Annotated in this window: 22 protein-coding genes and 1 pseudogene; 13 read left to right on the forward strand and 10 right to left on the reverse strand. The window is 52.3% G+C overall.

Annotated features, from left to right (window positions below):
* Nucleotides 1-475, forward strand: a pseudogene (locus tag ACJHYW_RS01940) (IS110-like element IS621 family transposase); the annotation flags it as partial.
* 118 nt (nt 476-593) lie between these two features.
* On the opposite strand, the gene djlA reads toward ACJHYW_RS01940, so the two are convergent.
* Nucleotides 594-1,409 (reverse strand): co-chaperone DjlA, encoded by an 816-nt coding sequence (gene djlA, locus ACJHYW_RS01945; protein ID WP_001200576.1) that lies wholly within the window; start codon nt 1,407-1,409, stop codon nt 594-596.
* Between the two features lie 254 nt (nt 1,410-1,663).
* Between djlA and lptD the strand changes: the two genes are divergently transcribed.
* Genes lptD through ACJHYW_RS01985 form a run of 8 tightly spaced genes read left to right on the forward strand, consistent with a single transcriptional unit; the run spans nt 1,664 to nt 9,511 of the window.
* Nucleotides 1,664-4,021, forward strand: a complete 2,358-nt coding sequence (lptD, locus tag ACJHYW_RS01950) for an LPS assembly protein LptD (RefSeq protein ID WP_000746172.1) — start codon at nt 1,664-1,666, stop codon at nt 4,019-4,021.
* Between the two features lie 52 nt (nt 4,022-4,073).
* A complete protein-coding gene (gene surA, locus ACJHYW_RS01955; RefSeq protein WP_000800457.1) occupies nt 4,074-5,360 on the forward strand; it encodes a peptidylprolyl isomerase SurA in 1,287 nt (428 codons plus the stop codon).
* Nucleotides 5,360-6,349: a 4-hydroxythreonine-4-phosphate dehydrogenase PdxA gene (gene pdxA / locus ACJHYW_RS01960; RefSeq protein ID WP_000241224.1), complete on the forward strand. Its 990-nt coding sequence runs from the start codon at nt 5,360-5,362 to the stop codon at nt 6,347-6,349. The genes surA and pdxA overlap by 1 nt, the downstream gene beginning before the upstream one ends.
* A complete protein-coding gene (gene rsmA, locus ACJHYW_RS01965; protein ID WP_001065381.1) occupies nt 6,346-7,167 on the forward strand; it encodes a 16S rRNA (adenine(1518)-N(6)/adenine(1519)-N(6))-dimethyltransferase RsmA in 822 nt (273 codons plus the stop codon). Before pdxA ends, rsmA begins: the two co-directional genes overlap by 4 nt.
* Before the next feature lie 2 nt (nt 7,168-7,169).
* Complete coding sequence (gene apaG / locus ACJHYW_RS01970; protein WP_000610901.1) at nt 7,170-7,547, forward strand: Co2+/Mg2+ efflux protein ApaG; 378 nt, start codon at nt 7,170-7,172, stop codon at nt 7,545-7,547.
* Between the two features lie 6 nt (nt 7,548-7,553).
* Entirely contained in the window at nt 7,554-8,402 is an 849-nt protein-coding gene (gene apaH / locus ACJHYW_RS01975) for a bis(5'-nucleosyl)-tetraphosphatase (symmetrical) ApaH (protein WP_000257195.1), read from the forward strand.
* A gap of 24 nt (nt 8,403-8,426) precedes the next feature.
* Nucleotides 8,427-9,026, forward strand: a complete 600-nt coding sequence (locus ACJHYW_RS01980) for a DUF4291 domain-containing protein (RefSeq protein WP_000796361.1) — start codon at nt 8,427-8,429, stop codon at nt 9,024-9,026.
* Nucleotides 9,027-9,061: 35 nt separating this feature from the next.
* Nucleotides 9,062-9,511, forward strand: a complete 450-nt coding sequence (locus ACJHYW_RS01985; protein WP_061092952.1) for a hypothetical protein — start codon at nt 9,062-9,064, stop codon at nt 9,509-9,511.
* A gap of 116 nt (nt 9,512-9,627) precedes the next feature.
* Here ACJHYW_RS01985 and ACJHYW_RS01990 read toward each other — a convergent pair whose 3' ends face one another.
* The 9 genes from ACJHYW_RS01990 to ACJHYW_RS02030 all read right to left on the reverse strand — a co-directional run bounded on the left by ACJHYW_RS01990 (nt 9,628) and on the right by ACJHYW_RS02030 (nt 17,728).
* Nucleotides 9,628-9,807, reverse strand: coding sequence for a type II toxin-antitoxin system CcdA family antitoxin (locus tag ACJHYW_RS01990; RefSeq protein ID WP_061092953.1), 180 nt, complete (start codon nt 9,805-9,807; stop codon nt 9,628-9,630).
* Nucleotides 9,808-9,827: 20 nt separating this feature from the next.
* The gene (gene folA, locus ACJHYW_RS01995) at nt 9,828-10,307 is read right to left on the reverse strand and encodes a type 3 dihydrofolate reductase (protein ID WP_000624375.1); all 480 of its coding nucleotides are present in this window, start codon (nt 10,305-10,307) and stop codon (nt 9,828-9,830) included.
* A gap of 191 nt (nt 10,308-10,498) precedes the next feature.
* Nucleotides 10,499-12,361, reverse strand: coding sequence for a glutathione-regulated potassium-efflux system protein KefC (kefC, locus tag ACJHYW_RS02000; protein WP_000377112.1), 1,863 nt, complete (start codon nt 12,359-12,361; stop codon nt 10,499-10,501).
* On the reverse strand, nt 12,354-12,884 hold the full coding sequence (gene kefF / locus ACJHYW_RS02005) for a glutathione-regulated potassium-efflux system oxidoreductase KefF (RefSeq protein ID WP_000600725.1): 531 nt from the start codon (nt 12,882-12,884) through the stop codon (nt 12,354-12,356). The genes kefC and kefF overlap by 8 nt, the downstream gene beginning before the upstream one ends.
* A 107-nt stretch (nt 12,885-12,991) precedes the next feature.
* Nucleotides 12,992-14,323 carry an MFS transporter gene (locus ACJHYW_RS02010; protein ID WP_001183208.1) on the reverse strand — a complete coding sequence of 444 codons (1,332 nt, stop codon included), beginning with the start codon at nt 14,321-14,323 and terminating at the stop codon, nt 12,992-12,994.
* Between the two features lie 57 nt (nt 14,324-14,380).
* On the reverse strand, nt 14,381-14,668 hold the full coding sequence (fixX, locus tag ACJHYW_RS02015) for a ferredoxin-like protein FixX (RefSeq protein ID WP_000203741.1): 288 nt from the start codon (nt 14,666-14,668) through the stop codon (nt 14,381-14,383).
* Complete coding sequence (locus ACJHYW_RS02020) at nt 14,665-15,951, reverse strand: FAD-dependent oxidoreductase (protein ID WP_001287712.1); 1,287 nt, start codon at nt 15,949-15,951, stop codon at nt 14,665-14,667. Before ACJHYW_RS02020 ends, fixX begins: the two co-directional genes overlap by 4 nt.
* A 50-nt stretch (nt 15,952-16,001) precedes the next feature.
* Nucleotides 16,002-16,943 carry an electron transfer flavoprotein subunit alpha/FixB family protein gene (locus ACJHYW_RS02025; RefSeq protein ID WP_001091512.1) on the reverse strand — a complete coding sequence of 314 codons (942 nt, stop codon included), beginning with the start codon at nt 16,941-16,943 and terminating at the stop codon, nt 16,002-16,004.
* A gap of 14 nt (nt 16,944-16,957) precedes the next feature.
* Nucleotides 16,958-17,728: an electron transfer flavoprotein gene (locus ACJHYW_RS02030; protein ID WP_000692225.1), complete on the reverse strand. Its 771-nt coding sequence runs from the start codon at nt 17,726-17,728 to the stop codon at nt 16,958-16,960.
* A 472-nt stretch (nt 17,729-18,200) separates the two neighbouring features.
* Between ACJHYW_RS02030 and caiT the strand changes: the two genes are divergently transcribed.
* From caiT to caiC, 4 genes are all read left to right on the forward strand, one after another.
* A complete protein-coding gene (gene caiT / locus ACJHYW_RS02035) occupies nt 18,201-19,715 on the forward strand; it encodes an L-carnitine/gamma-butyrobetaine antiporter (protein ID WP_000787109.1) in 1,515 nt (504 codons plus the stop codon).
* Nucleotides 19,716-19,745: 30 nt separating this feature from the next.
* Nucleotides 19,746-20,888, forward strand: a complete 1,143-nt coding sequence (gene caiA, locus ACJHYW_RS02040) for a crotonobetainyl-CoA dehydrogenase (RefSeq protein ID WP_000347117.1) — start codon at nt 19,746-19,748, stop codon at nt 20,886-20,888.
* A 128-nt stretch (nt 20,889-21,016) separates the two neighbouring features.
* Entirely contained in the window at nt 21,017-22,234 is a 1,218-nt protein-coding gene (gene caiB / locus ACJHYW_RS02045) for an L-carnitine CoA-transferase (protein WP_000349940.1), read from the forward strand.
* Nucleotides 22,235-22,307: 73 nt separating this feature from the next.
* Nucleotides 22,308-23,861 (forward strand): crotonobetaine/carnitine-CoA ligase, encoded by a 1,554-nt coding sequence (gene caiC, locus ACJHYW_RS02050; RefSeq protein ID WP_001361347.1) that lies wholly within the window; start codon nt 22,308-22,310, stop codon nt 23,859-23,861.
* Nucleotides 23,862-23,968: the final 107 nt, after the last annotated feature.

The following is a 23,968-nucleotide window of genomic DNA, read 5'->3' on the forward strand; positions in this document are numbered from 1 at the left end:
GCTTGAAGCAGAGCTGAAGCGTCTTGAGAAGCAGATAAAAGACCTGACAGACGATGATCCGGATATGAAACACCGCAGGAAACTGCTGGAAAGTATCCCGGGTATCGGAGAAAAAACATCTGCGGTATTGCTGGCTTACATTGGTCTGAAGGACCGTTTCGCCCATGCCAGACAGTTCGCCGCTTTTGCGGGTCTGACACCACGGCGTTATGAATCAGGCAGTAGTGTGAGAGGGGCAAGCCGGTTGAGTAAAGCCGGACATGTGTCGCTTCGCAGGGCGTTGTATATGCCGGCAATGGTAGCCACCAGTAAGACTGAGTGGGGACGGATGTTCCGTGACCGTCTGGCGGCTAATGGCAAGAAAGGAAAAGTGATTCTCGGCGCGATGATGCGCAAGCTGGCACAGGTGGCGTATGGAGTGCTGAAGTCAGGCGTGCCGTTCGATGCGTCACGGCATAATCCGGTAGCGGCGTAAAAATCGCGGAAGGGATGAAACAACAGCGCCTGACGGCGCTGTGTCTGGCATGCCTGCAATCCGGGAAACCGGACCAGGAAAAAACTTGCAGGCCATAACAGTATCTACACGTTGAAACTTATTTAAACCCTTTCTGCTGTTTTATCAGCTCATAGGCCTGCTGAATTTCCTGCGCTTTCTGCTTCGCCATCTCCATCATCTCTGGCGGTAAACCTTTCGCCACCAACTTATCGGGATGGTGTTCACTCATCAGCTTACGGTAGGCACGTTTGATGGTGGTCGCATCATCCGTCGGCTTCACGCCCAGCACATTACAGGCATCTTCCAGCGTCGGGCCACGCTGGGTTTGTTGCCAGTTACCACCGCCAGATTGCTGCTGATAACCGCCGCCAAACTGCGCCCCGCCCTGCATCATGCGCAAAAACTGGTCAAACTGGGCGCGGGAGATGCCTAACTCTTCGGCAATGACATACAGCACCGCCCGTTCATTCGGGTGCAGTGAACCATCAGCAAACGCCGCCTGAATCTGGATCTCCAGAAACATACGAATTAAGTCAAAACGACCAAAGCAAACACTGCGAAACTGGCGCATCTTTTCGCGCAGCGGGTAATTGTCTGATTTTCCCACCCGGAACGCGTTTTGCGCCGCAGTACGGGAAGCGCCATGCAGGTTCATTCGGTCCATCAACTGGCTGGCGATATGAATATCAGCCTCCGTGACGCGACCTTTGGATTTGGTTAAATGCCCCATCACTTCAAAAGTGGTGGCAAAAAACAGCGCCTGACGCTCACGCTGGTTGGCGAACCACGCCATTTTACGGCTACGGGCTTTATCAAACATATGGCCAATTAACAGGCCTAACACTACGCCCCAAAAGCCGCCGCCCATCAGTAAGGCCACGGCCACGCCAATGATTTTTCCCCAATACTGCATATATTCCCCAAATCGACACACGGATATCAGGGCTATCTCCCACAATATAAAGGTGCTTTTACCGTTTTCCGGCTGCGGTCAATTGTGGGACATCGCCTATAATTTGCATTATCATACCTGTCATTCAATGCCGTGCCTAACACCACTGACGCTATTCGGACAGGATTAACACTAGCGTAGAGATGACGAGTACGTTAGTCTCTGACCGTTTGTCACGCGCAACGTTACCGATGATGGAACAATAAAATCAACGTATGAAAAAACGTATCCCCACTCTCCTGGCCACCATGATTGCCACCGCCCTTTATAGTCAACAGGGACTGGCAGCCGACCTCGCCTCACAGTGCATGTTGGGCGTGCCAAGCTATGACCGTCCTCTGGTACAGGGCGATACCAATGACTTACCCGTGACTATCAATGCTGACCACGCGAAAGGGGACTACCCGGATGACGCCGTGTTTACTGGCAGCGTGGATATCATGCAGGGTAACAGCCGTCTGCAGGCCGACGAAGTGCAGCTCCATCAAAAAGAGGCACCAGGACAACCGGAGCCGGTACGTACCGTTGATGCGCTCGGTAATGTCCATTACGACGATAACCAGGTGATCCTCAAAGGGCCGAAAGGCTGGGCGAATCTGAACACCAAAGATACCAACGTCTGGGAGGGTGATTACCAGATGGTGGGTCGCCAGGGTCGCGGTAAAGCGGACCTGATGAAACAACGTGGCGAAAACCGCTATACCATTCTGGATAACGGTAGCTTTACCTCCTGTCTGCCGGGTTCTGACACCTGGAGCGTGGTAGGTAGCGAAATTATTCATGACCGCGAAGAACAAGTTGCGGAGATCTGGAACGCCCGCTTTAAGGTGGGTCCGGTACCGATCTTTTATAGCCCCTATTTGCAGTTGCCGGTGGGTGACAAACGTCGCTCTGGTTTCTTGATCCCGAACGCCAAGTACACCACCACCAACTACTTTGAGTTCTACCTGCCGTATTACTGGAACATCGCGCCAAATATGGATGCCACCATCACGCCGCATTATATGCATCGTCGTGGCAACATTATGTGGGAAAACGAATTCCGTTATCTCACCCAGGCGGGCGCAGGCTTGATGGAACTGGACTATCTGCCTTCGGATAAAGTCTATGAAGATGAACATCCAGAAGATAGCAATTCACGCCGTTGGTTGTTCTACTGGCAACACTCCGGAGTGATGGATCAGGTTTGGCGCTTTAACATCGACTACACCAAAGTCAGCGACCCGACCTATTTCAATGATTTTGATAATAAATATGGTTCCAGTACCGATGGCTACGCCACGCAAAAATTCAGCGTGGGCTATGCGGTGCAGAACTTTGACGCCACGCTTTCGACTAAACAATTCCAGGTTTTTGATGATACCAGTGGCAACAGCTATGCCGCTGAACCGCAGTTAGACGTCAACTACTACCATAACGATCTCGGCCCGTTTGATACCCGTGTTTATGGTCAGGCAGTGCATTTTGTTAATACAAACAGCAATATGCCGGAGGCTACTCGCGTTCATCTGGAGCCGACGATCAACCTGCCGTTATCTAACACCTGGGGCAGTATCAATACCGAAGCGAAGCTGCTGGCGACCCATTATCAGCAGACCAATCTCGACTGGTATAACAGCAACCCACAAAACAATAAGCTGGCTGATTCTGTTAACCGCGTAATGCCGCAATTTAAAGTTGACGGCAAAATGGTCTTCGAACGTGATATGGAAATGCTGGCGCCGGGTTATACCCAAACGCTGGAGCCGCGCGCGCAATACCTGTATGTACCGTATCGCGATCAGAGCGACATCTATAACTACGACTCCTCCTTGCTGCAATCCGATTACTCGGGCCTGTTCCGGGACCGGACTTATGGCGGTCTTGACCGTATAGCTTCCGCGAACCAGGTCACGACCGGTATCACAACTCGCGTATATGATGATGCAGCCGTTGAACGTTTTAATATTTCCGTTGGTCAAATCTACTATTTCACGGAGTCTCGCACTGGCGATGACAACATAACATGGGAGAATGACGACAAAACGGGCTCGCTGGTGTGGGCAGGCGATACTTACTGGCGTATCTCCGAGCGTTGGGGATTGCGTGGCGGGATTCAGTACGATACACGTCTGGATAACGTAGCGACCAGTAACTCCAGCATTGAATACCGTCGGGATGAAGACCGTCTGGTACAGCTGAATTACCGTTACGCCAGCCCGGAATATATTCAGGCTACGCTGCCTAAGTACTATTCCACAGCTGAGCAATATAAGAATGGTATTTCACAGGTAGGTGCCGTCGCCAGCTGGCCAATTGCCGATCGTTGGTCAATTGTTGGGGCCTACTATTACGACACCAATGCGAACAAGCAAGCCGACTCTATGTTAGGTGTGCAATACAGCTCCTGCTGCTATGCAATTCGCGTCGGTTACGAGCGGAAGCTGAACGGTTGGGATAACGATAAACAACATGCGGTATATGACAACGCAATCGGCTTTAACATCGAACTTCGCGGCCTGAGCTCCAACTACGGTCTGGGTACGCAAGAGATGCTGCGTTCGAACATTCTGCCGTATCAAAACACTTTGTGATTTGTTGATTTACCACGTAATCCGCAGTGCGGTTAATTGAAATGGAAAAAGTATGAAGAACTGGAAAACGCTGCTTCTCGGTATCGCCATGATCGCGAATACCAGTTTCGCTGCCCCCCAGGTAGTCGATAAAGTCGCAGCCGTCGTCAATAACGGCGTCGTGCTGGAAAGCGACGTTGATGGATTAATGCAGTCGGTAAAACTGAACGCTGCTCAGGCAAGGCAGCAACTTCCTGATGACGCGACGCTGCGCCACCAAATCATGGAACGTTTGATCATGGATCAAATCATCCTGCAGATGGGGCAGAAAATGGGAGTGAAAATCTCCGATGAGCAGCTGGATCAGGCGATTGCTAACATCGCGAAACAGAACAACATGACGCTGGATCAGATGCGCAGCCGTCTGGCTTACGATGGTCTGAACTACAACACCTATCGTAACCAGATCCGCAAAGAGATGATTATCTCTGAAGTGCGTAACAACGAGGTGCGTCGTCGCATCACCATCCTGCCGCAGGAAGTCGAATCCCTGGCGCAGCAGGTGGGTAACCAAAACGACGCCAGCACTGAGCTGAACCTGAGCCACATCCTGATCCCGCTGCCGGAAAACCCGACCTCTGATCAAGTGAACGAAGCGGAAAGCCAGGCGCGTGCCATTGTCGATCAGGCGCGTAACGGCGCTGATTTCGGTAAGCTGGCGATTGCTCATTCTGCCGACCAGCAGGCGCTGAACGGCGGCCAGATGGGCTGGGGCCGTATTCAGGAGTTGCCGGGGATCTTCGCCCAGGCATTAAGCACCGCGAAGAAAGGCGACATTGTTGGCCCGATTCGTTCCGGCGTTGGCTTCCATATTCTGAAAGTTAACGACCTGCGCGGCGAAAGCAAAAATATCTCGGTGACCGAAGTTCATGCTCGCCATATTCTGCTGAAACCGTCGCCGATCATGACTGACGAACAGGCCCGCGTGAAACTGGAACAGATTGCTGCCGATATCAAGAGTGGTAAAACGACTTTTGCTGCCGCAGCGAAAGAGTTCTCTCAGGATCCAGGCTCTGCTAACCAGGGCGGTGATCTCGGTTGGGCTACACCAGATATTTTCGATCCGGCCTTCCGTGACGCCCTGACCCGCCTGAACAAAGGTCAAATGAGTGCACCGGTTCACTCTTCATTCGGCTGGCATTTAATCGAACTACTGGATACCCGTAATGTCGATAAAACCGACGCGGCGCAGAAAGATCGTGCGTACCGCATGCTGATGAACCGTAAGTTCTCGGAAGAAGCAGCAAGCTGGATGCAAGAACAACGTGCCAGCGCCTACGTTAAAATCCTGAGCAACTAATGGTTAAAACCCAACGTGTTGTGATCACTCCCGGCGAGCCCGCCGGGATTGGCCCGGACTTAATTGTCCAGCTTGCACAGCGTGAGTGGCCGGTCGAACTGGTTGTTTGTGCCGATGCCACTCTCCTTACCGACCGGGCAGCGATGCTCGGTTTGCCGCTCACCCTCCGCCCTTATTCCCCCAACTCCCCTGCACAACCGCAAACTGCGGGCACATTAACGCTACTTCCTGTCGCGCTACGTGAATCTGTCACTGCGGGGCAGTTAGCGGTTGAAAATGGGCATTATGTGGTGGAAACGCTGGCGCGAGCGTGTGATGGCTGTCTGAACGGTGAATTTGCTGCGCTGATCACAGGCCCCGTGCATAAAGGCGTCATTAACGACGCAGGCATTCCGTTTACCGGTCATACCGAGTTTTTCGAAGAGCGTTCGCAGGCGAAAAAAGTGGTGATGATGCTGGCAACCGAAGAACTTCGCGTGGCGCTGGCAACGACGCATTTACCGCTGCGCGATATCGCAGATGCTATCACCCCTGCGCTTTTGCACGAAGTGATTGCTATTTTGCATCACGATTTGCGGACCAAATTTGGTATTGCCGAACCGCGCATTCTGGTCTGCGGGCTGAATCCGCACGCGGGCGAAGGCGGTCATATGGGTACGGAAGAGATAGACACCATTATTCCGGTGCTCGACGAGCTGCGGGCGCAGGGGATGAAACTCAACGGGCCGCTGCCTGCCGATACCCTGTTTCAGCCGAAATATCTCGATAACGCCGACGCCGTGCTGGCGATGTACCACGATCAGGGTCTTCCCGTGCTAAAATACCAGGGCTTCGGGCGCGGTGTGAACATTACGCTGGGCCTGCCCTTTATTCGCACATCAGTGGACCACGGCACCGCGCTTGAACTGGCGGGACGTGGCAAAGCCGATGTCGGCAGTTTTATTACGGCGCTTAATCTCGCCATCAAAATGATTGTTAACACCCAATGAATAATCGAGTCCACCAGGGCCACTTAGCCCGTAAACGCTTCGGGCAAAACTTTCTCAACGATCAGTTCGTGATCGACAGCATTGTTTCTGCCATTAACCCGCAGAAGGGCCAGGCGATGGTCGAAATCGGCCCCGGTCTGGCGGCATTGACCGAACCGGTCGGCGAACGTCTGGACCAGCTGACGGTCATCGAACTTGACCGCGATCTGGCGGCACGTCTACAAACGCATCCATTCTTAGGCCCGAAACTGACGATTTATCAGCAGGATGCGATGACCTTTAACTTTGGCGAACTGGCCGAGAAAATGGGTCAGCCGCTGCGTGTTTTCGGCAACCTGCCTTATAACATCTCCACGCCGTTGATGTTCCATCTGTTTAGCTATACTGATGCCATTGCCGACATGCACTTTATGTTGCAAAAAGAGGTGGTGAATCGTCTGGTTGCAGGACCGAACAGCAAAGCGTATGGTCGATTAAGCGTCATGGCGCAATACTATTGCAACGTGATCCCGGTGCTGGAAGTTCCGCCGTCAGCCTTTACACCACCACCCAAAGTGGATTCCGCCGTCGTGCGCCTGGTCCCTCATGCAACGATGCCTCACCCGGTTAAAGATGTTCGCGTGTTGAGCCGCATCACCACCGAAGCCTTTAACCAGCGTCGTAAAACCATTCGTAACAGCCTCGGCAACCTGTTTAGCGTCGAGGTGTTAACCGGAATGGGGATCGACCCGGCGATGCGAGCGGAAAATATCTCTGTCGCGCAATATTGCCAGATGGCGAACTATCTGGCGGAGAACGCGCCTTTGCAGGAGAGTTAACGATGATCAATTCGCCCCGAGTGTGTATTCAGGTTCAAAGCGTCTACATTGAGGCCCAATCTTCACCTGATAATGAACGTTACGTTTTTGCTTATACCGTAACCATACGCAATCTGGGGCGAGCGCCAGTGCAGTTGTTGGGGCGTTACTGGCTGATCACCAATGGCAATGGCCGTGAAACCGAAGTCCAGGGCGAAGGAGTGGTTGGCGTCCAGCCACTTATCGCGCCTGGCGAAGAGTACCAGTACACCAGCGGTGCAATCATTGAAACCCCGCTGGGCACCATGCAGGGTCACTACGAAATGATCGATGAAAATGGCGTCCCTTTCAGCATCGACATTCCCGTATTCCGACTCGCCGTTCCCACACTCATTCATTAAAAGAATATGGCGACATACCTTATTGGCGACGTTCATGGTTGTTACGATGAACTGATCGCATTGCTGCATAAAGTAGAATTTACCCCTGGGAAAGATACCCTCTGGCTGACGGGCGATCTGGTCGCGCGCGGCCCGGGTTCGCTGGATGTTCTGCGCTATGTGAAATCCTTAGGCGACAGCGTACGTCTGGTGCTGGGCAATCACGATCTGCATCTGCTGGCGGTATTTGCCGGGATCAGCCGCAATAAACCGAAAGATCGCCTGACACCGCTGCTGGAAGCGCCGGATGCCGACGAGCTGCTTAACTGGCTGCGTCGCCAGCCTTTGCTGCAAATCGACGAAGAGAAAAAGCTGGTGATGGCCCACGCCGGGATCACGCCGCAGTGGGATCTGCAGACCGCCAAAGAGTGCGCGCGCGATGTAGAAGCGGTGCTGTCGAGTGACTCCTATCCCTTCTTCCTTGATGCCATGTACGGCGATATGCCAAATAACTGGTCACCGGAATTGCGGGGGCTGGGAAGACTGCGTTTTATCACCAACGCCTTTACCCGTATGCGTTTTTGCTTCCCGAACGGTCAACTGGATATGTACAGCAAAGAATCGCCGGAAGAGGCCCCTGCCCCACTGAAACCGTGGTTTGCGATTCCTGGCCCCGTCGCTGAAGAGTACAGCATCGCCTTTGGTCACTGGGCATCGCTGGAGGGCAAAGGTACGCCGGAAGGTATTTACGCGCTGGATACCGGCTGCTGTTGGGGCGGGACATTAACCTGCCTGCGCTGGGAAGATAAACAGTATTTTGTCCAGCCGTCGAATCGGCATAAAGATATGGGTGAGGGAGAGGCGGCCGCGTCTTAACGCTTTACCATTCAGGGAGGAATAATGGCTGACTATTTTGAAATACGTGCTGATTACAATCAGCACACCATCACGGTTTATCAGGCTTACAATGATGCAATCGCTGACGTCGCCGTACGTGACGGGCGATTTGGCGCACCTTTTTCATTCAACCGCATGACCTGGATTAAACCCTCTTTTATGTGGATGATGGAGCGTAGCAACTGGGGACTGAAAAAAGATCAACAACGCATTCTCGCAATCCGAATCAAACGCACCTTCTTTGATACATTGCTGGAACAAGCGGTGCTAACCACGCCGGAAGCCCATGTCTATCCACATGCAGGAGTTTGGGAAACGTTATTTGCGCAAGCAAATGTATATGTTCAGTGGGACCCAGAACGCAGCATAAATGGCAAAAAACTGGAGCACCGATCATTACAGCTTGGTATTTCTCGTAACTTGATCAGTCAATTTAACGAAGACGCCATTGTTGCCATTGATGATCTGACGCCGCTGGTGCGAAAGTGTCATAACCTTTTGATAAACGGTAAAACAACACAGGCGAAATCCTTCCTGCCGCCAGAAAAAATTTATCCTGTTAGTGCAACTGCAAGAAAGGCTTGGGGAATGAAAAATTCCTGAGACAAATACGCGCCTATTAAGCGGAAAATATCTAAGTGCGACAAATCAACGCCGGGCTTAATACCAGAGAAATTATTCTGGAAATGATTGACGAAGCAGATGACCCCCCGTTTGCTGAGCAGCGAACCTGGCATCGCAGGCGAATCGCTTTTCTTTGTGAGTGCATCAGCGTTGCTGTCGACTACGGCTTCTTCTGTTCTGTCTCTCAGCAGTCAATAATGAACATAACCAGGATGGCTGAAGATGTATGGATAACAGAAAGTAAAACGACCCAACTCATTGATATCTGGCAGCAACTTAAGCAGCTTTATCCGCCAGAAACTATTCCCTATACCCAGCAGTTACCCGCTAAAGAATTGCTTGAACTGCTACTTTCCAGTCCTGACGATCTTCGAATAATTGAAATCCCTGACATCATCGGCGATGTTTTTGATGACCAAACCTGGATTCGATTATTCAAAAAACACTTTGCTGATGTTATCTAACTACGATGTGATGTGTAACAATCTAAAATACATCGCCAGACGACAGACCAAAAAGAAAGTATTTAGCAGATACTCAACATTCTGACTTCTGTACAGAAATAGCAGAGTTTAAAAACTTAAAATTTCCGGTACTCATCAGAGAAACATCCTGTTTCTTCTGCAAGTTCATTTAATGCCGAGATGGCATCCTCGTTTACTTCAGTCCACTGTAGAGTGGCTTGAGGGTTTAGACCTACGCAATGAGTGCGACTCACAAAATCGCGCTCACTGGTAAAATCAGACGTCTTATCGTTCAATTTGTAGTCATAGCAAAAACTTACCGCCGCTCCAGAATCTCAAAGCAATAGCTGTGAGAGTTCTGCGCATCAGCGTCGTGGAATTCGCTGAATACCGATTCCCAGTCATCCGGCTCGTAATCCGGGAAATGGGTGTCGCCTTCCACTTCTGCGTCGATATGCGTCAGATACAGTTTTTGCGCTTTGGGCAGGAACTGCTCATAAACGCGACCACCGCCAATCACCATGATTTCTGGTACGTCACCACACGCCGCGATGGCTTCATCCACCGACTTCACCCACGTTACGCGATCGTCCGTACCCGGTTGACTGCTGAGGATAATATTTTTGCGTCCTGGCAGCGGACGACCGATGGATTCCCAGGTATGGCGGCCCATAATCACGGGTTTATTTAAGGTGTTGCGTTTAAACCAGGCGAGATCGGCAGGCAGGTTCCACGGCATGGCGTTTTCCATGCCGATAACGCGATCTACCGCTAACGCCGCAATCAGACTGATCATTGAGATTTCCCGATAAAAAAAATTGTCGCCACTATACGTAAAGCGTAAACCGTCGTCGACTGGTGCGAGGATGATGTTGAGGAAAATTTTATATTCTGCTGGCGAGTCCACGCTCTCTCCCTGGACTCGCCGCATTACAATGAAATAAAAACAATTAGTTAGCTGTAAAGTGTGATTTACGTCACTCTTTATTAGGATGAGGGTTTCGTTTCCGGTTCATCCGCCATGTTGCCGGTATGTTTCCCTTCTTCGGTTCCCTGCCAGCCATGTCGTTGAATTAATGACAGATGTTCGCGGTCTTCGGTAATGATCTCACTTAACATCGCGCTGGTGCGTTTATAGACCGCCGCGCGGGCTTTGGTGTCGTTCTCAACCATTGCCATCTCTTCCACCATCTGAATATTAAAGCGGCGGAACACATCGGCACGTTCTCGCGCTTCATACGGCCCCAGACCTAAACTTTCCAGTGCCAGACGCCCGGTTTTGAGCGCACCTTCGAAGGTTTCACGCTCCGGCTTTTCAACGCCTGCCTGACGCAAACGAATGTAGTGGTCGACATCGCGGGCGCGGGCAATAATCTGCAAATGCGGGAAATGTTCTTTCACCATCTCTGTCAGTTGCAGGTTGGTTTGCGGATCGTCGATGGCGTTAATCAGCACTTCCGCTTTCGCCGCTCCGGCAGATTCCAGTAAATCCATCCGCGTGGCATCGCCATAAAACACTTTCATACCAAATTTACGCAAGGTTTCGATATGGTCCGGATCGTGATCGAGCACCACCATTTTCACCCCGCTGGAGAGCAGTAAACGTCCGGTGATCTGCCCAAAACGACCGAATCCGGCAATGATTACCCGCGGCTGTTCTTCGTCGATCTCATCGGCTTCACGCGCCTCTTCAGTAGAAGATTGCTCAAGGCGATTGAGGATCACCAGCAGAATCGGCGTTGCCGCCATCGACAGTGCCACCGCCAGGGTCAGCGATTTCGCCCACTCCGGCTCCAGCACATTCGCCATCTGCGCCGCACCAAATACCACAAAGGCAAACTCACTACCCTGCCCTAACAACACCGCAAACCAGCGACGCTGTTTATTTGGCACCTGCAACGGTCGGGCAATCAGCCACAACATGGCGATTTTGATGATGAGGAAACCGAGCAGCAAAATGACAATGCGCAATGGATTTTCAAGCAGCGTGCCAAAGTCTATCGACATGCCAACGCCAATGAAAAACAGCCCCAGCAGCAAACCTTTAAAGGGTTCGATATCGCTTTCCAGCGCATGACGATATTCCGAGCTTGCCAGCAGTACGCCCGCCAGAAACGCGCCCATCGCCATCGACAAGCCGACCTCTTCCAGCAGCAAACCAAAGCCAAACACGAGGAATAACGCCACGGCACTAAACACTTCCCGCAAGCCAGAGCGGGCAACAAAACGCAGTGCCGGACGCGTGACATAGCGCCCCAGCAATACCACCAGCGCCAGCGCGCCCGCCACTTTTAACGCCGAGAGAGCAAATGCGCCCATCGTCGTCGAGGCACTGCTCGCCGCCAGTAGCGGGATCATCGCCACCAGCGGGATCGCCGCGATATCCTGGAACAGCAGCACCGCAAAGGCACTGCGGCCCATTTGCGTCACCATCAGATTGCGTTCATTCATCGCCTGCATGGCAATTGCCGTAGAGGAGAGCGCCAGCGTCATGCCGATCAATTCCGCGACCTGCCAGCGCAGCCCAAGTAACATACAGAACAGCCCCAGCAGGCCGCCGCAAATCACCATCTGCAATGCGCCACCGCCGAACACTGCCGCACGCAGCTTCCACAGCCTTTGTGGATCGAGTTCGAGGCCGATAATAAACAGCATCAGCACCACGCCAATCTCGGCAAAGTGCAGGATAGATTCGGCATCGGTCACCAGTCGCAGCCCCCACGGGCCAATAATACAACCCGCGATCAGGTAGCCAAGTACCGATCCCAGACCAAGACGTACCGCAATGGGGACAATCAGCGCCGCCGAACCGAGATAAATCAGCGCCTGAATCAGCGTATGGCTATCCATGATGTGCCTCCTGCCATTCCAGCAGACGTTGCTTATAGTGCCGCGCCTGCCCTTCGAGGGTTTCGTCGTCACAAATAAAGGTGCAGTGCATGGCAAACGGTGGCAGCCAGTTCAGCCCGCAGTAGATTGCCGTCGCCTGTAGCGGCTGTGACAGCACATCAAAGCCCGGATGCGCACCAATCTCAAAATGGCTTTCCCCGCCGCCGGTCGTCACCGCCCACAGCAAATGTTTGCCATGCAGCGCCGTACCGCCGTGACCGTAAGCCCAGCCGTGCGAGAAAACTTTATCGATCCAAAGTTTGAGGAGCGGTGGAATGCTGTACCACTGCATCGGGTGCTGCCAGACGATCAGATCGGCGCGAGACAGCGCCTCCTGCTCGGCGGCAATATCGATATTGAAGTCAGGATAGAGTTGATAAAGAGAGCGAATTTCGACGCCTTCCAGCGTCCTTGCCTGTTCAAGCATCCGTTTATTCGCATGGGAATGATGCGGATACGGATGCGCATAAATTATAAGAATCATAGGTAGCCCGCGTGATTACGCCTTTGTTTTCCCACAAAGTGTAGTCATATATTCACGCGGCTTATAGTCAATAATATTGATTCAGAAAAGAGAGAAATCTGAACAAATTACCCCATTCTCTGCCCGCGGATCGTCATATTGCTGGTCTGCGCCAGTGACATCCCTCGAGTCTCCGGGGCAAACGCTACGGAAATCAACAAGCCAAACAGCGAGATACCCGCCCCCATCAGCATGGTGCTACTGATGCCGTAATTATTGATAAAGATTGGCAGTGCCCAGGTCGAAACAATGGTGCCAATACGGCTTAAGGACATAATCACGCCCACGGCAGAGGCGCGGATATCCGTCGGGAAGAGTTCATTAGGATAGAGCCACTGCAAATTACCCGGCCCACCGGAGAAAAAGGCATACACCGCAAATGCCATCACTACCAGCCAGATCCCCATATCCGGGATCAGCCCCAAAACCGCCAGCGCCAGCGTCATCATGGCAAAACTGCCAATCAACAATGGACGCCGTCCGGCAGTGTTTAGCCACAGCATCGGCGGAATACAGCCGAGCATAAAGAACAGGCTAATCACCACATTCCCCAGCGCCGCATTTTTGCCAACCCCCAATCCCAACAAACCAACGATTTGCGGGCCAAAGGTGTAAATGGCGAACATTGGGATCACCTGGCAGGTCCAGATGGCGGCAACAAACAGAACAAAAGGAAAATGGCGGCGATTAAACAGATCGCGAAAACGGGTTTGCTGCGGCTGCTCTTCCTCGAAAGCCACCGGTTCGCCAAACAGTTTGATCATCATCTCTTCGCACTCTTTTACTCGCCCTTTGCGTAACAACCAGCGGGGAGATTCAGGCAGTTCGAATCGACCAATCAAAATCAACAAACAGGGGATCGCTGCGCTACCCAGCATCCAGCGCCAGCCGCCTTCCACATCATAAAGCCAGTAACCGACCAGATCGGCGCAGGTCGCGCCGACATACCACATCGCGGCAATAAAGCTGATGGAAAACGCCCGCTGACGGGTACTGGAGAACTCGGTGATCATTGAGGTGGCGATGGGATAATCTGCACCGATGACAATGCCGATGAGTACCCGCATCACTAACAGTTCGACGGGGGATGAGACAAACATCGTCGCCACCGATATCACGCCGATGGCGATGATATCGATGAGGAACATTTTGCGCCGTCCGACTTTATCGGAGATATAGCCAAACAGCGATGTGCCAACGAACAGCCCGGCGAGCGTTCCCGCGCCCAGCAAGCCAATCCAGTCAGCGTCCAGTTTCAGCGCCGGAGTCAGTTGCTCCAGCGCCACGCCAATCATTACCAGTACATAACCATCCAGAAACGGACCACCGCTTCCCCACAGCAAAATGCGGCGGTGAATAGAGGAGAATTTGAGATCGTCAAAGTTTCTGGACGGTTGCATGGGTTATTCCTGTTTTTTGCAATGAGAGTCAGTGCGGCGTTACGTATCAAACCAACATCAGCCGTAACGGAACTCCACACCAAAGGTGCCGCGCGGGTATTCCCACTGTTCCAGCGCCGACCCCAGCCCCAGAATGCGACAGGTGCCGCACTCCAGACATCCGGCGTAATCGAAGCGCACACTGCCGTCATCCTGCTTCTTGTACAGACCTGCGGGGCACGCTTTCACCAGCAGCTCCAGCGCCTGTTTATCGGCATCGGCCTTCACAACAATGTGCGGATGCTCTTCATCGACATTGAATTTATTGACGCCCAGTTTGACGTCCACATTGACGGGAGAAGTCATAAAACGGTCACTCCTTTCATGCCATCCTTGATCAGATTGATGAAGCCCACTTTCTTGCCGTGGCGGAGGATTTTCTTGCGCATCAGTTCCGGCGCACTGCCGTCAATGGTGAACAGGTCACGCGCCACGCCCACCGCCAGTTCCGGGTAGCCGTTAAACATGCGTGGGTTATCAAGGAACGCCGGTAGTTTCTGGTACATACGCATATCGCGCAGCGGGCCACTCTCAAGATGCTGACGATATTCCGCGAGTTTTTGCTTACTGAAATCGTCGCTTTTCATCGCTGAAAGCACGGTTTTTGCTGCGGCTTCCCCGGCGGCAATCGCCAGATCCATACCGCGAATGGTAAAACCGAGGTTCATACACATTCCGGCGGCATCACCGGCAATCAGTACGCCGTCACCGACCAGCTCCGGCAGCATGTTGATGCCTGCTTCCGGCACTACGTGAGCGGAATATTCCACCAGCTTGCCGCCTGCGATCAGCGGTGCAACGGCCGGATGTTGTTTGAAATCTTCCAGCATTTGCGGCACCGATTTTTTCGCGTCATGCAGATGATGCAGACCACAAACCAACCCCAGCGACAGAGTGTTTTCATTGGTATAAAGAAAGCCGCCGCCCATCAGGCCATCGGTGGGTGATCCCGCAAACAGGCAAGCCGCGCCCTGATTACCCTGCAACTGAAAACGGTCTTCGATAACCGACTTCGGTAACTCGATCAGTTCCTTCACGCCAACCGCCACATCCGTCGGTTTAACGCGTTTTGCCATCCCCAGCTTTTCGGCAAGGATGGAATTCACCCCATCAGCAAGGATCACCGTTTTCGCTTCAATCACATCGCCATCGGCTTCTACGCCAACAACTTTGCCATCGCGCTGTACGAGGTTATCGACGCGGATCCCGGTAATTAACTGCGCGCCCGCTTCCTCGGCCTGCTCCATCAGCCAGGCATCAAATTTACTACGCAAAACGGAGTAAGAACGCTGGGATGGCGAGGTTTCGTCGCCATTGCAGTAGTCCATAGTCATCGCTGACTTTTCCGTCATAAACGCGAGTTTTTCATGGGTGATCAGGCGTTCTACGGGGGCGGAGTCAGCGAAACCAGGAATAATGTGTTCCAGACTGTGGGCATAGAGACGCCCGCCGGTGACGTTCTTGGCACCTGCGGAATTGCCTCGCTCGATAACTAACACTTGCGCACCTTCGCGGGCGAGCACCAGTGCGGCAACCGAACCGGCAAGCCCTGCACCGACGATGATGGCGTCAAAGATATCTTCGGACATAAGAGCTCCCTGTCAGCAGCAGGGCCAAAATGCAGCCCTGCCAGAGTGGATCAACGCGCTAAAGCTGCGGTCAGTGCCGGAAGGATCTTCACGGCGTCGCCAACAATGCCGTAATCCGCGTACTGGAAGATCGGCGCATTTTTATCTTTGTTGATGGCGAAAATGGTTTGCGACGCATTAGCGCCAACCATGTGCTGGATCTGCCCGGAGATCCCCACCGCCAGGTACAGTTCAGGTTTCAGCATCAGGTTGGAGATACCGACATAGCGTTCGTGCTCCATCCATTTTTCGTTTTCCGCCACCGGACGAGAACAGGCCAACTCCGCACCTATCGCCTTGCAAAGCTGTTCTGCCAGCGCAATGTTCTCTTTGCTGCCAATGCCGCGACCGACGCTGACCACCAGACGGGCTTTGTCGAGATCGACGCTGTTGCTCTGGCGCGCCTGGGTTGCCGTGCGGGTAATCGCCACAGCCGGAGCCTGCCACTCCACGGTGTGCGTTTCGCCAGTGCGTGACGCGTCTGGCTGAGCCACATCGAACGTGCCGCTGCTGATGGTCAGTACCGCATACGGCGTGGCAATGCGTTCTTCGCCAATCGCCAGACCGCCGTAAACCATGTGTTTCACTGTCGCTTTACCGTCCTGTACGCTGACGGTGCTGGCATCGTTAGACACCGCCGCTTTAAGGCGATAACCCAGTTTTGCTGCCAGTAATTTGCCGCGACGGGTGTTTGGCAACAGCACCAGACCGTCTGCGCCGTGCTGGCGAATAGTGTCAGCCATGACACCGGCGTAATCTTCGATCATCCGCTCGTCCGGTTTGCCGCTTAATTTCCAGACATGATTAGCGCCGAGCTGGATTGCCTGTGCGCCGTCGGCATCATTGAGGACGAACGTGTTGATTTGATTAGCTAAAGCCTGCGCACCGTTCATCAGTTCCGGCAGACGAGAAGGGGTATCGCTGAATACCCAGACTTGAGAAAACGTGTTCATAGCATCCCCTGTAATTAAATGACTTTGCGAAGATTTTCAGCAAATGCGGCGATCTGTTCTTCGCCGTCGCCTTCAATCACGATGCGCTGACGCTCGCGCTGTTTCGGCGCGGCAACCTGTTGTTCTGACCAGGCTGCCTCTGCGTTAAAACCGATATCCGCCGCCGACCATACCTGGACTGGCTTTTTCGCCGCGCCGAGAATGGCTTTCATCGAAGGAATTTGTGGGGAGTTGATATCAGTGGAAACAGCAACAACCGCAGGCAGCGGAATGCTTAAGGTTTCGGTTTCATCTTCCAGTTCGCGCTCAACGGTGAGGGTATCTGCCGTCAGGGAGATAATTTTGCTGACGCCGTTAACTGCCGGAATATTGAGGATTTCGCCTACCAGCAAACCAACCTGCTGGGCATAAAGGTCGGAAGAACCATCGCCACAGAGGATCAAATCAAAGCCTGCTTTCTGGGCGGCTGCAGCCAGTGCGCTCGCCGTTTGTTGCGGCAGTGCCTGCTCGAACTGGTCATCAATCACCACAATCAGTTCATCCGGACCGCGCGATAGCACATCTTTACGCCCTTTGGCGTTGGTCAGGGCTTTACCGCCCACACTTAAGGCCGTCACCTGCCCCTCTGCTGCCTGTTGCTTTAGCTGGCAAGCCGCTTCAATAGCGTTGAGATCGTATTGGCTTATTTTGGCATCGGCTTTACTGAAGTCTAACGAACCATCAGCATTATTGACCGCAATATCCTGTTCATCAGGCACGCACTTATAGCAAGTAATAATCTTCATTGCATCTCCAGAAATCATGAAGGAAACGTCGTTCATATCGGTGGTGTTAATTACAGATATCACGCCCTTTAATTTGGAAATAAAACTTTAATCACCAATATTGAAAATGTCACACGCAGATAAATCCAACTTTCAATATTGTTAAGCTCCTCACCAATATTGAAAACATGGCGTAGCAAAAAGAAATTTTCAATATTGTTTTATGGATCACCAATATTGAAAGTCAGATGCTATTTTTTTACTCACAATCAAACTCATCACATTGATAAACAATGAATATTTACACAAAAACGCCCTGTTTTTACCCGATAAAAAACTGTGACTAACATCACAGAACGCAGCCAATTGAATACCCATTATGAGTTAGCCATTAACGCGTCCACGAGGTTAATAATAATTATATTAAATGTTAACAAAAATAAAACAAACGGGAACGCAAAATAAATATTCGTTTTCACAGTGGAATTAACTCATGAAGAATGAAAAGAGAAAAACGGGAATAGAACCGAAGGTTTTCTTTCCGCCGTTAATTATCGTCGGCATACTTTGTTGGCTTACAGTCAGAGATCTGGATGCAGCGAATGTCGTTATTAATGCTGTATTCAGTTACGTCACCAATGTATGGGGATGGGCATTTGAATGGTATATGGTAGTGATGCTTTTCGGTTGGTTCTGGCTGGTGTTTGGCCCGTATGCCAAAAAGCGTTTAGGTAACGAACCGCCAGAATTTAGCACCGCCAGTTGGATCTTTATGATGTTCGCCTCCTGTACGTCTGCTGCCGTACTGTTCTGGGGATCGATTGAGATCTACTACTACATCTCCACCCCGCCGTTTGGCTTAGAACCGAACTCGACAGGGGCGAAAGAGTTGGGGCTGGCTTACAGCTTGTTCCACTGGGGACCTCTGCCGTGGGCCACTTACAGCTTCCTTTCTGTCGCCTTCGCTTACTTCTTCTTTGTCCGCAAAATGGAAGTGATTCGCCCCAGCTCGACACTGGTGCCGCTGGTGGGTGAAAAACATGCCAAAGGGTTGTTCGGTACCATCGTCGACAACTTCTATCTCGTCGCCTTGATCTTCGCGATGGGTACCAGTCTGGGCCTTGCCACGCCGCTGGTGACCGAGTGTATGCAATGGTTGTTTGGCATTCCGCATACCCTGCAACTGGACGCTATCATCATTACCTGCTGGATTATCCTCAACGCCATTTGCGTCGCCTGCGGTCTGCAAAAAGGGGTACGTATCGCCAGTGACGTGCGTAGTTACCTGAGCTTCCTGATGCTGGGTTGGGTGTTCATTGTCAGCGGTGCCAGCTTCATCATGAACTACTTCACCGATTCGGTGGGGATGTTGCTGATGTATCTGCCGCGAATGTTGTTCTATACCGATCCCATCGCTAAAGGCGGCTTCCCGCAGGGCTGGACCGTGTTCTACTGGGCATGGTGGGTGATTTACGCTATCCAGATGAGTATCTTCCTCGCCCGCATCTCCCGTGGTCGTACCGTGCGTGAACTGTGCTTCGGCATGGTGCTGGGGCTGACAGCGTCAACCTGGATCCTGTGGACTGTACTCGGTAGTAACACTCTGCTGTTGATGGATAAAAACATCATCAACATTCCAAATCTGATCGAACAGTACGGTGTGGCGCGCGCCATCATCGAAACCTGGGCCGCTCTGCCACTCAGCACCGCCACCATGTGGGGCTTCTTCATCCTCTGCTTTATTGCCACCGTTACGCTGGTTAACGCCTGCTCTTATACCCTGGCGATGTCCACTTGCCGCGAAGTACGCGATGGTGAAGAGCCACCGCTGCTGGTGCGTATCGGCTGGTCAATTCTGGTTGGCATTATCGGTATTGTTCTGCTGGCGCTCGGCGGCCTGAAACCGATTCAAACTGCCATTATCGCCGGAGGATGCCCGCTGTTCTTCGTCAACATTATGGTGACGCTCTCCTTTATTAAAGACGCGAAACAGAACTGGAAAGATTAATTAACCCCCAAAATATCAAGAGGTTGAAAGATGGATTTTAATTTAAATGATGAGCAGGAACTGTTTGTCGCCGGTATCCGCGAACTTATGGCCAGCGAAAACTGGGAGGCCTATTTTGCCGAGTGCGACCGTGACAGCGTCTACCCGGAACGTTTTGTCAAAGCACTGGCGGATATGGGGATCGACAGTCTGCTGATCCCTGAAGAGCACGGTGGTCTGGACGCGGGGTTTGTGACTCTCGCCGCCGTGTGGATGGAGCTGGGACGTCTGGGGGCACCAACCTATGTACTGTACCAGTTGCCGGGCGGGTTCAACACCTTCCTGCGCGAAGGCACACAAGAGCAGATCGACAAAATTATGGCTTTCCGCGGCACCGGTAAGCAGATGTGGAACTCAGCGATTACCGAACCGGGCGCGGGCTCCGACGTGGGTAGCCTGAAAACGACTTATACCCGTAGAAATGGTAAGATTTATCTTAATGGTAGTAAGTGTTTTATTACCAGTAGCGCCTACACCCCGTACATCGTGGTGATGGCGCGCGACGGGGCTTCTCCGGACAAACCTGTCTACACCGAATGGTTTGTTGATATGAGCAAACCGGGCATCAAAGTGACCAAACTTGAAAAGCTCGGTCTGCGTATGGATAGCTGCTGTGAAATCACTTTTGACGACGTGGAACTGGACGAGAAAGACATGTTCGGTCGGGAAGGTAACGGCTTTAACCGCGTCAAAGAAGAGTTCGACCATGAACGTTTCCTGGTAGCCCTGACCAACTACGGTACGGCGATGTGCGCCTTTGAAGATGCGGCGCGCTACGCCAACCAGCGTGTGCAGTTTGGCGAGGCTATTGGTCGTTTCCAGTTGATTCAGGAAAAATTCGCCCACATGGCGATCAAATTAAACTCCATGAAAAACATGCTGTATGAAGCAGCGTGGAAAGCAGACAACGGCACCATCACCTCTGGCGATGCAGCGATGTGCAAATACTTCTGCGCCAATGCGGCATTTGAAGTGGTGGATAGCGCAATGCAGGTGCTGGGCGGTGTCGGGATTGCGGGCAACCACCGCATCAGCCGCTTCTGGCGTGACCTGCGTGTAGACCGCGTTTCCGGAGGATCTGACGAAATGCAGATCCTGACGCTGGGTCGCGCGGTGCTGAAGCAATACCGCTAAGTCCGTGCGCTGCCTGATGCGACGCTGACGCGTCTTATCAGACCTACGGGAGCACGAATGTAGGCCGGATAAAGCGTTTACGCCGCATCCGGCAGTCATGCGCTACATAAATTTTTCAGGAGCTAATAATGGATCATCTACCCATGCCGAAATTCGGGCCGTTGGCCGGATTGCGCGTTGTCTTCTCCGGTATCGAAATCGCCGGACCGTTTGCCGGGCAAATGTTCGCAGAATGGGGTGCGGAAGTTATCTGGATCGAGAACGTCGCCTGGGCCGACACCATTCGCGTTCAACCGAACTACCCGCAGCTCTCCCGCCGCAATTTGCACGCGCTGTCGTTAAATATTTTCAAAGATGAAGGCCGCGAAGCGTTTCTGAAATTAATGGAAACCACCGATATCTTCATCGAAGCCAGTAAAGGTCCGGCCTTTGCCCGTCGTGGCATTACCGATGAAGTACTGTGGCAGCACAACCCGAAACTGGTTATCGCTCACCTGTCCGGTTTTGGTCAGTACGGCACCGAGGAGTACACCAATCTTCCGGCCTATAACACTATCGCCCAGGCCTTTAGTGGTTACCTGATTCAGAACGGTGATGTTGACCAGCCAATGCCTGCCTTCCCGTATACCGCCGATTACTTTTCTGGCCTGACTGCCACCACGGCGGCGCTGGCAGCACTGCATAAAGTGCGTGAAACCGGCAAAGGCGAAAGCATCGACATCGCCATGTATGAAGTGATGTTGCGCATGGGCCAGTACTTCATGATGGATTACTTCAACGGCGGCGAAATGTGCCCGCGCATGACCAAAGGTAAAGATCCCTACTACGCCGGTTGCGGTCTGTATAAATGCGCCGACGGCTACATCGTGATGGAACTGGTGGGCATTACTCAAATTGCAGAGTGCTTTAAAGATATTGGCCTCGCGCATCTGCTCGGCACGCCAGAAATTCCGGAAGGCACTCAACTTATACACCGTATCGAATGCCCTTACGGCCCACTGGTAGAAGAGAAACTCGATGCCTGGCTGGCGGCACATACCATCGCAGAAGTTAAAGAACGCTTTGCCGAACTGAATATCGCCTGTGCCAAAGTACTGACCGTACCGGAACTGGAAAGCAATCCACAGTATATGGCTCGCGAATCAATCACTCAGTGGCAAACGATGGATGGTCGCACCTGCAAAGGGCCGAACATCATGCCGAAATTCAAAAATAACCCCGGACAAATCTGGCGCGGAATGCCCTCACATGGCATGGACACGGCTGCCATTTTGAAAAATATCGGCTACAGCGAAAACGACATTCAGGAGTTGGTCAGCAAAGGTCTGGCCAAAGTTGAGGACTAAACGCGTGGCGTCAGTCAGCTTGCCTGACTAGCGCCCGCCCAATAACAAACGAACAAAAATGGATAGAGGTGCAATGGATATCATTGGCGGACAACATCTACGTCAAATGTGGGACGATCTGGCGGACGTTTACGGTCATAAAACGGCGCTGATTTGTGAATCCAGCGGCGGAGTCGTTAACCGGTATAGTTATCTTGAGTTAAATCAGGAGATTAACCGCACGGCAAACCTGTTTTATACGCTGGGGATTCGCAAAGGCGACAAGGTTGCTCTACATCTCGACAACTGCCCGGAATTTATCTTTTGCTGGTTCGGGCTGGCAAAAATTGGCGCGATTATGGTGCCGATTAACGCCCGCCTGTTACGCGAGGAAAGCGCGTGGATCCTGCAAAATAGCCAGGCGTGCCTGCTGGTGACCAGTGCGCAATTCTATCCCATGTATCAACAGATTCAGCAGGAAGATGCCACGCAGTTGCGGCACATTTGCCTGACAGATGTGGCACTTCCCGCTGATGATGGCGTGAGTTCGTTTACTCAACTGAAAAATCAACAACCTGCCACCTTGTGCTATGCACCGCCGCTATCGACTGACGATACGGCGGAAATTCTCTTCACCTCCGGCACTACCTCCCGACCGAAAGGTGTGGTGATTACCCATTACAACCTGCGCTTCGCTGGATATTACTCCGCCTGGCAGTGTGCACTGCGTGACGATGACGTCTACCTGACGGTAATGCCTGCGTTTCATATCGATTGCCAGTGTACTGCGGCGATGGCGGCGTTTTCTGCCGGGGCCACCTTTGTGCTGGTCGAGAAATACAGCGCCCGCGCCTTCTGGGGACAGGTGCAGAAGTACCGCGCCACCATTACCGAATGTATTCCGATGATGATCCGTACCTTGATGGTGCAACCGCCTTCTGCGAACGATCAGCAACACCGCCTGCGGGAAGTGATGTTTTATCTCAACTTGTCGGCGCAGGAAAAAGACGCATTTTGTGAACGCTTCGGCGTTCGCTTGCTGACGTCTTATGGGATGACGGAAACCATTGTGGGCATTATCGGCGATCGCCCTGGCGATAAACGGCGCTGGCCGTCGATTGGTCGGGCGGGCTTTTGCTACGAAGCGGAGATCCGCGACGATCACAATCGCCCGCTCCCGGCAGGTGAGATCGGTGAAATCTGTATTAAAGGCGTACCAGGGAAAACCATCTTCAAAGAGTATTTTCTCAACCCGAAAGCCACTGCGAAAGTGCTGGAAGCCGACGGCTGGCTACATACCGGCGATACCGGATACCGCGACGAAGAGGGCTTTTTTTATTTCGTCGATCGCCGCTGCAATATGATCAAACGCGGTGGCGAGAATGTCTCCTGCGTGGAGCTCGAAAATATCATCGCCACCCATCCAAAAATTCAGGATATCGTGGTTGTGGGAATTAAAGATTCGATACGCGATGAAGCCATCAAAGCATTTGTGGTGCTGAATGAAGGTGAAACATTGAGCGAAGAGGAATTTTTCCGCTTCTGCGAACAAAATATGGCGAAATTTAAAGTGCCCTCTTATCTGGAGATCAGAAAAGATCTGCCACGTAATTGCTCGGGGAAAATAATTAGAAAGAATCTGAAATAAATGAAACGGCAGGGAACTACCCTGCCAGCTAATAATCACGCTCTAAAACAATATGCATTTTTTGCAGGGATGTTGTCGTCCCTGAAAAAGCAAAAATGGAGAAAAGG

Source organism: Escherichia sp. WS3063 (assembly GCF_046486595.1).
Classification (GTDB): Bacteria; Pseudomonadota; Gammaproteobacteria; order Enterobacterales; family Enterobacteriaceae; genus Escherichia; species Escherichia coli.

What these genes read in the sequence shown, in the direction of transcription:
- apaG (WP_000610901.1), top strand. Translation starts at nt 7,170, where the DNA reads ATGATCAATTCGCCCCGAGTGTGTATTCAGGTTCAAAGCGTCTACATT.
- ACJHYW_RS02020 (WP_001287712.1), bottom strand. Translation starts at nt 15,951, where the DNA reads ATGTCCGAAGATATCTTTGACGCCATCATCGTCGGTGCAGGGCTTGCC.
- kefF (WP_000600725.1), bottom strand. Translation starts at nt 12,884, where the DNA reads ATGATTCTTATAATTTATGCGCATCCGTATCCGCATCATTCCCATGCG.
- ACJHYW_RS01980 (WP_000796361.1), top strand. Translation starts at nt 8,427, where the DNA reads ATGGCTGACTATTTTGAAATACGTGCTGATTACAATCAGCACACCATC.
- pdxA (WP_000241224.1), top strand. Translation starts at nt 5,360, where the DNA reads ATGGTTAAAACCCAACGTGTTGTGATCACTCCCGGCGAGCCCGCCGGG.
- caiB (WP_000349940.1), top strand. Translation starts at nt 21,017, where the DNA reads ATGGATCATCTACCCATGCCGAAATTCGGGCCGTTGGCCGGATTGCGC.
- ACJHYW_RS02030 (WP_000692225.1), bottom strand. Translation starts at nt 17,728, where the DNA reads ATGAAGATTATTACTTGCTATAAGTGCGTGCCTGATGAACAGGATATT.
- kefC (WP_000377112.1), bottom strand. Translation starts at nt 12,361, where the DNA reads ATGGATAGCCATACGCTGATTCAGGCGCTGATTTATCTCGGTTCGGCG.
- caiA (WP_000347117.1), top strand. Translation starts at nt 19,746, where the DNA reads ATGGATTTTAATTTAAATGATGAGCAGGAACTGTTTGTCGCCGGTATC.
- ACJHYW_RS02010 (WP_001183208.1), bottom strand. Translation starts at nt 14,323, where the DNA reads ATGCAACCGTCCAGAAACTTTGACGATCTCAAATTCTCCTCTATTCAC.
- caiC (WP_001361347.1), top strand. Translation starts at nt 22,308, where the DNA reads ATGGATATCATTGGCGGACAACATCTACGTCAAATGTGGGACGATCTG.
- lptD (WP_000746172.1), top strand. Translation starts at nt 1,664, where the DNA reads ATGAAAAAACGTATCCCCACTCTCCTGGCCACCATGATTGCCACCGCC.
- djlA (WP_001200576.1), bottom strand. Translation starts at nt 1,409, where the DNA reads ATGCAGTATTGGGGAAAAATCATTGGCGTGGCCGTGGCCTTACTGATG.
- ACJHYW_RS02025 (WP_001091512.1), bottom strand. Translation starts at nt 16,943, where the DNA reads ATGAACACGTTTTCTCAAGTCTGGGTATTCAGCGATACCCCTTCTCGT.
- folA (WP_000624375.1), bottom strand. Translation starts at nt 10,307, where the DNA reads ATGATCAGTCTGATTGCGGCGTTAGCGGTAGATCGCGTTATCGGCATG.
- fixX (WP_000203741.1), bottom strand. Translation starts at nt 14,668, where the DNA reads ATGACTTCTCCCGTCAATGTGGACGTCAAACTGGGCGTCAATAAATTC.
- caiT (WP_000787109.1), top strand. Translation starts at nt 18,201, where the DNA reads ATGAAGAATGAAAAGAGAAAAACGGGAATAGAACCGAAGGTTTTCTTT.
- apaH (WP_000257195.1), top strand. Translation starts at nt 7,554, where the DNA reads ATGGCGACATACCTTATTGGCGACGTTCATGGTTGTTACGATGAACTG.
- rsmA (WP_001065381.1), top strand. Translation starts at nt 6,346, where the DNA reads ATGAATAATCGAGTCCACCAGGGCCACTTAGCCCGTAAACGCTTCGGG.
- surA (WP_000800457.1), top strand. Translation starts at nt 4,074, where the DNA reads ATGAAGAACTGGAAAACGCTGCTTCTCGGTATCGCCATGATCGCGAAT.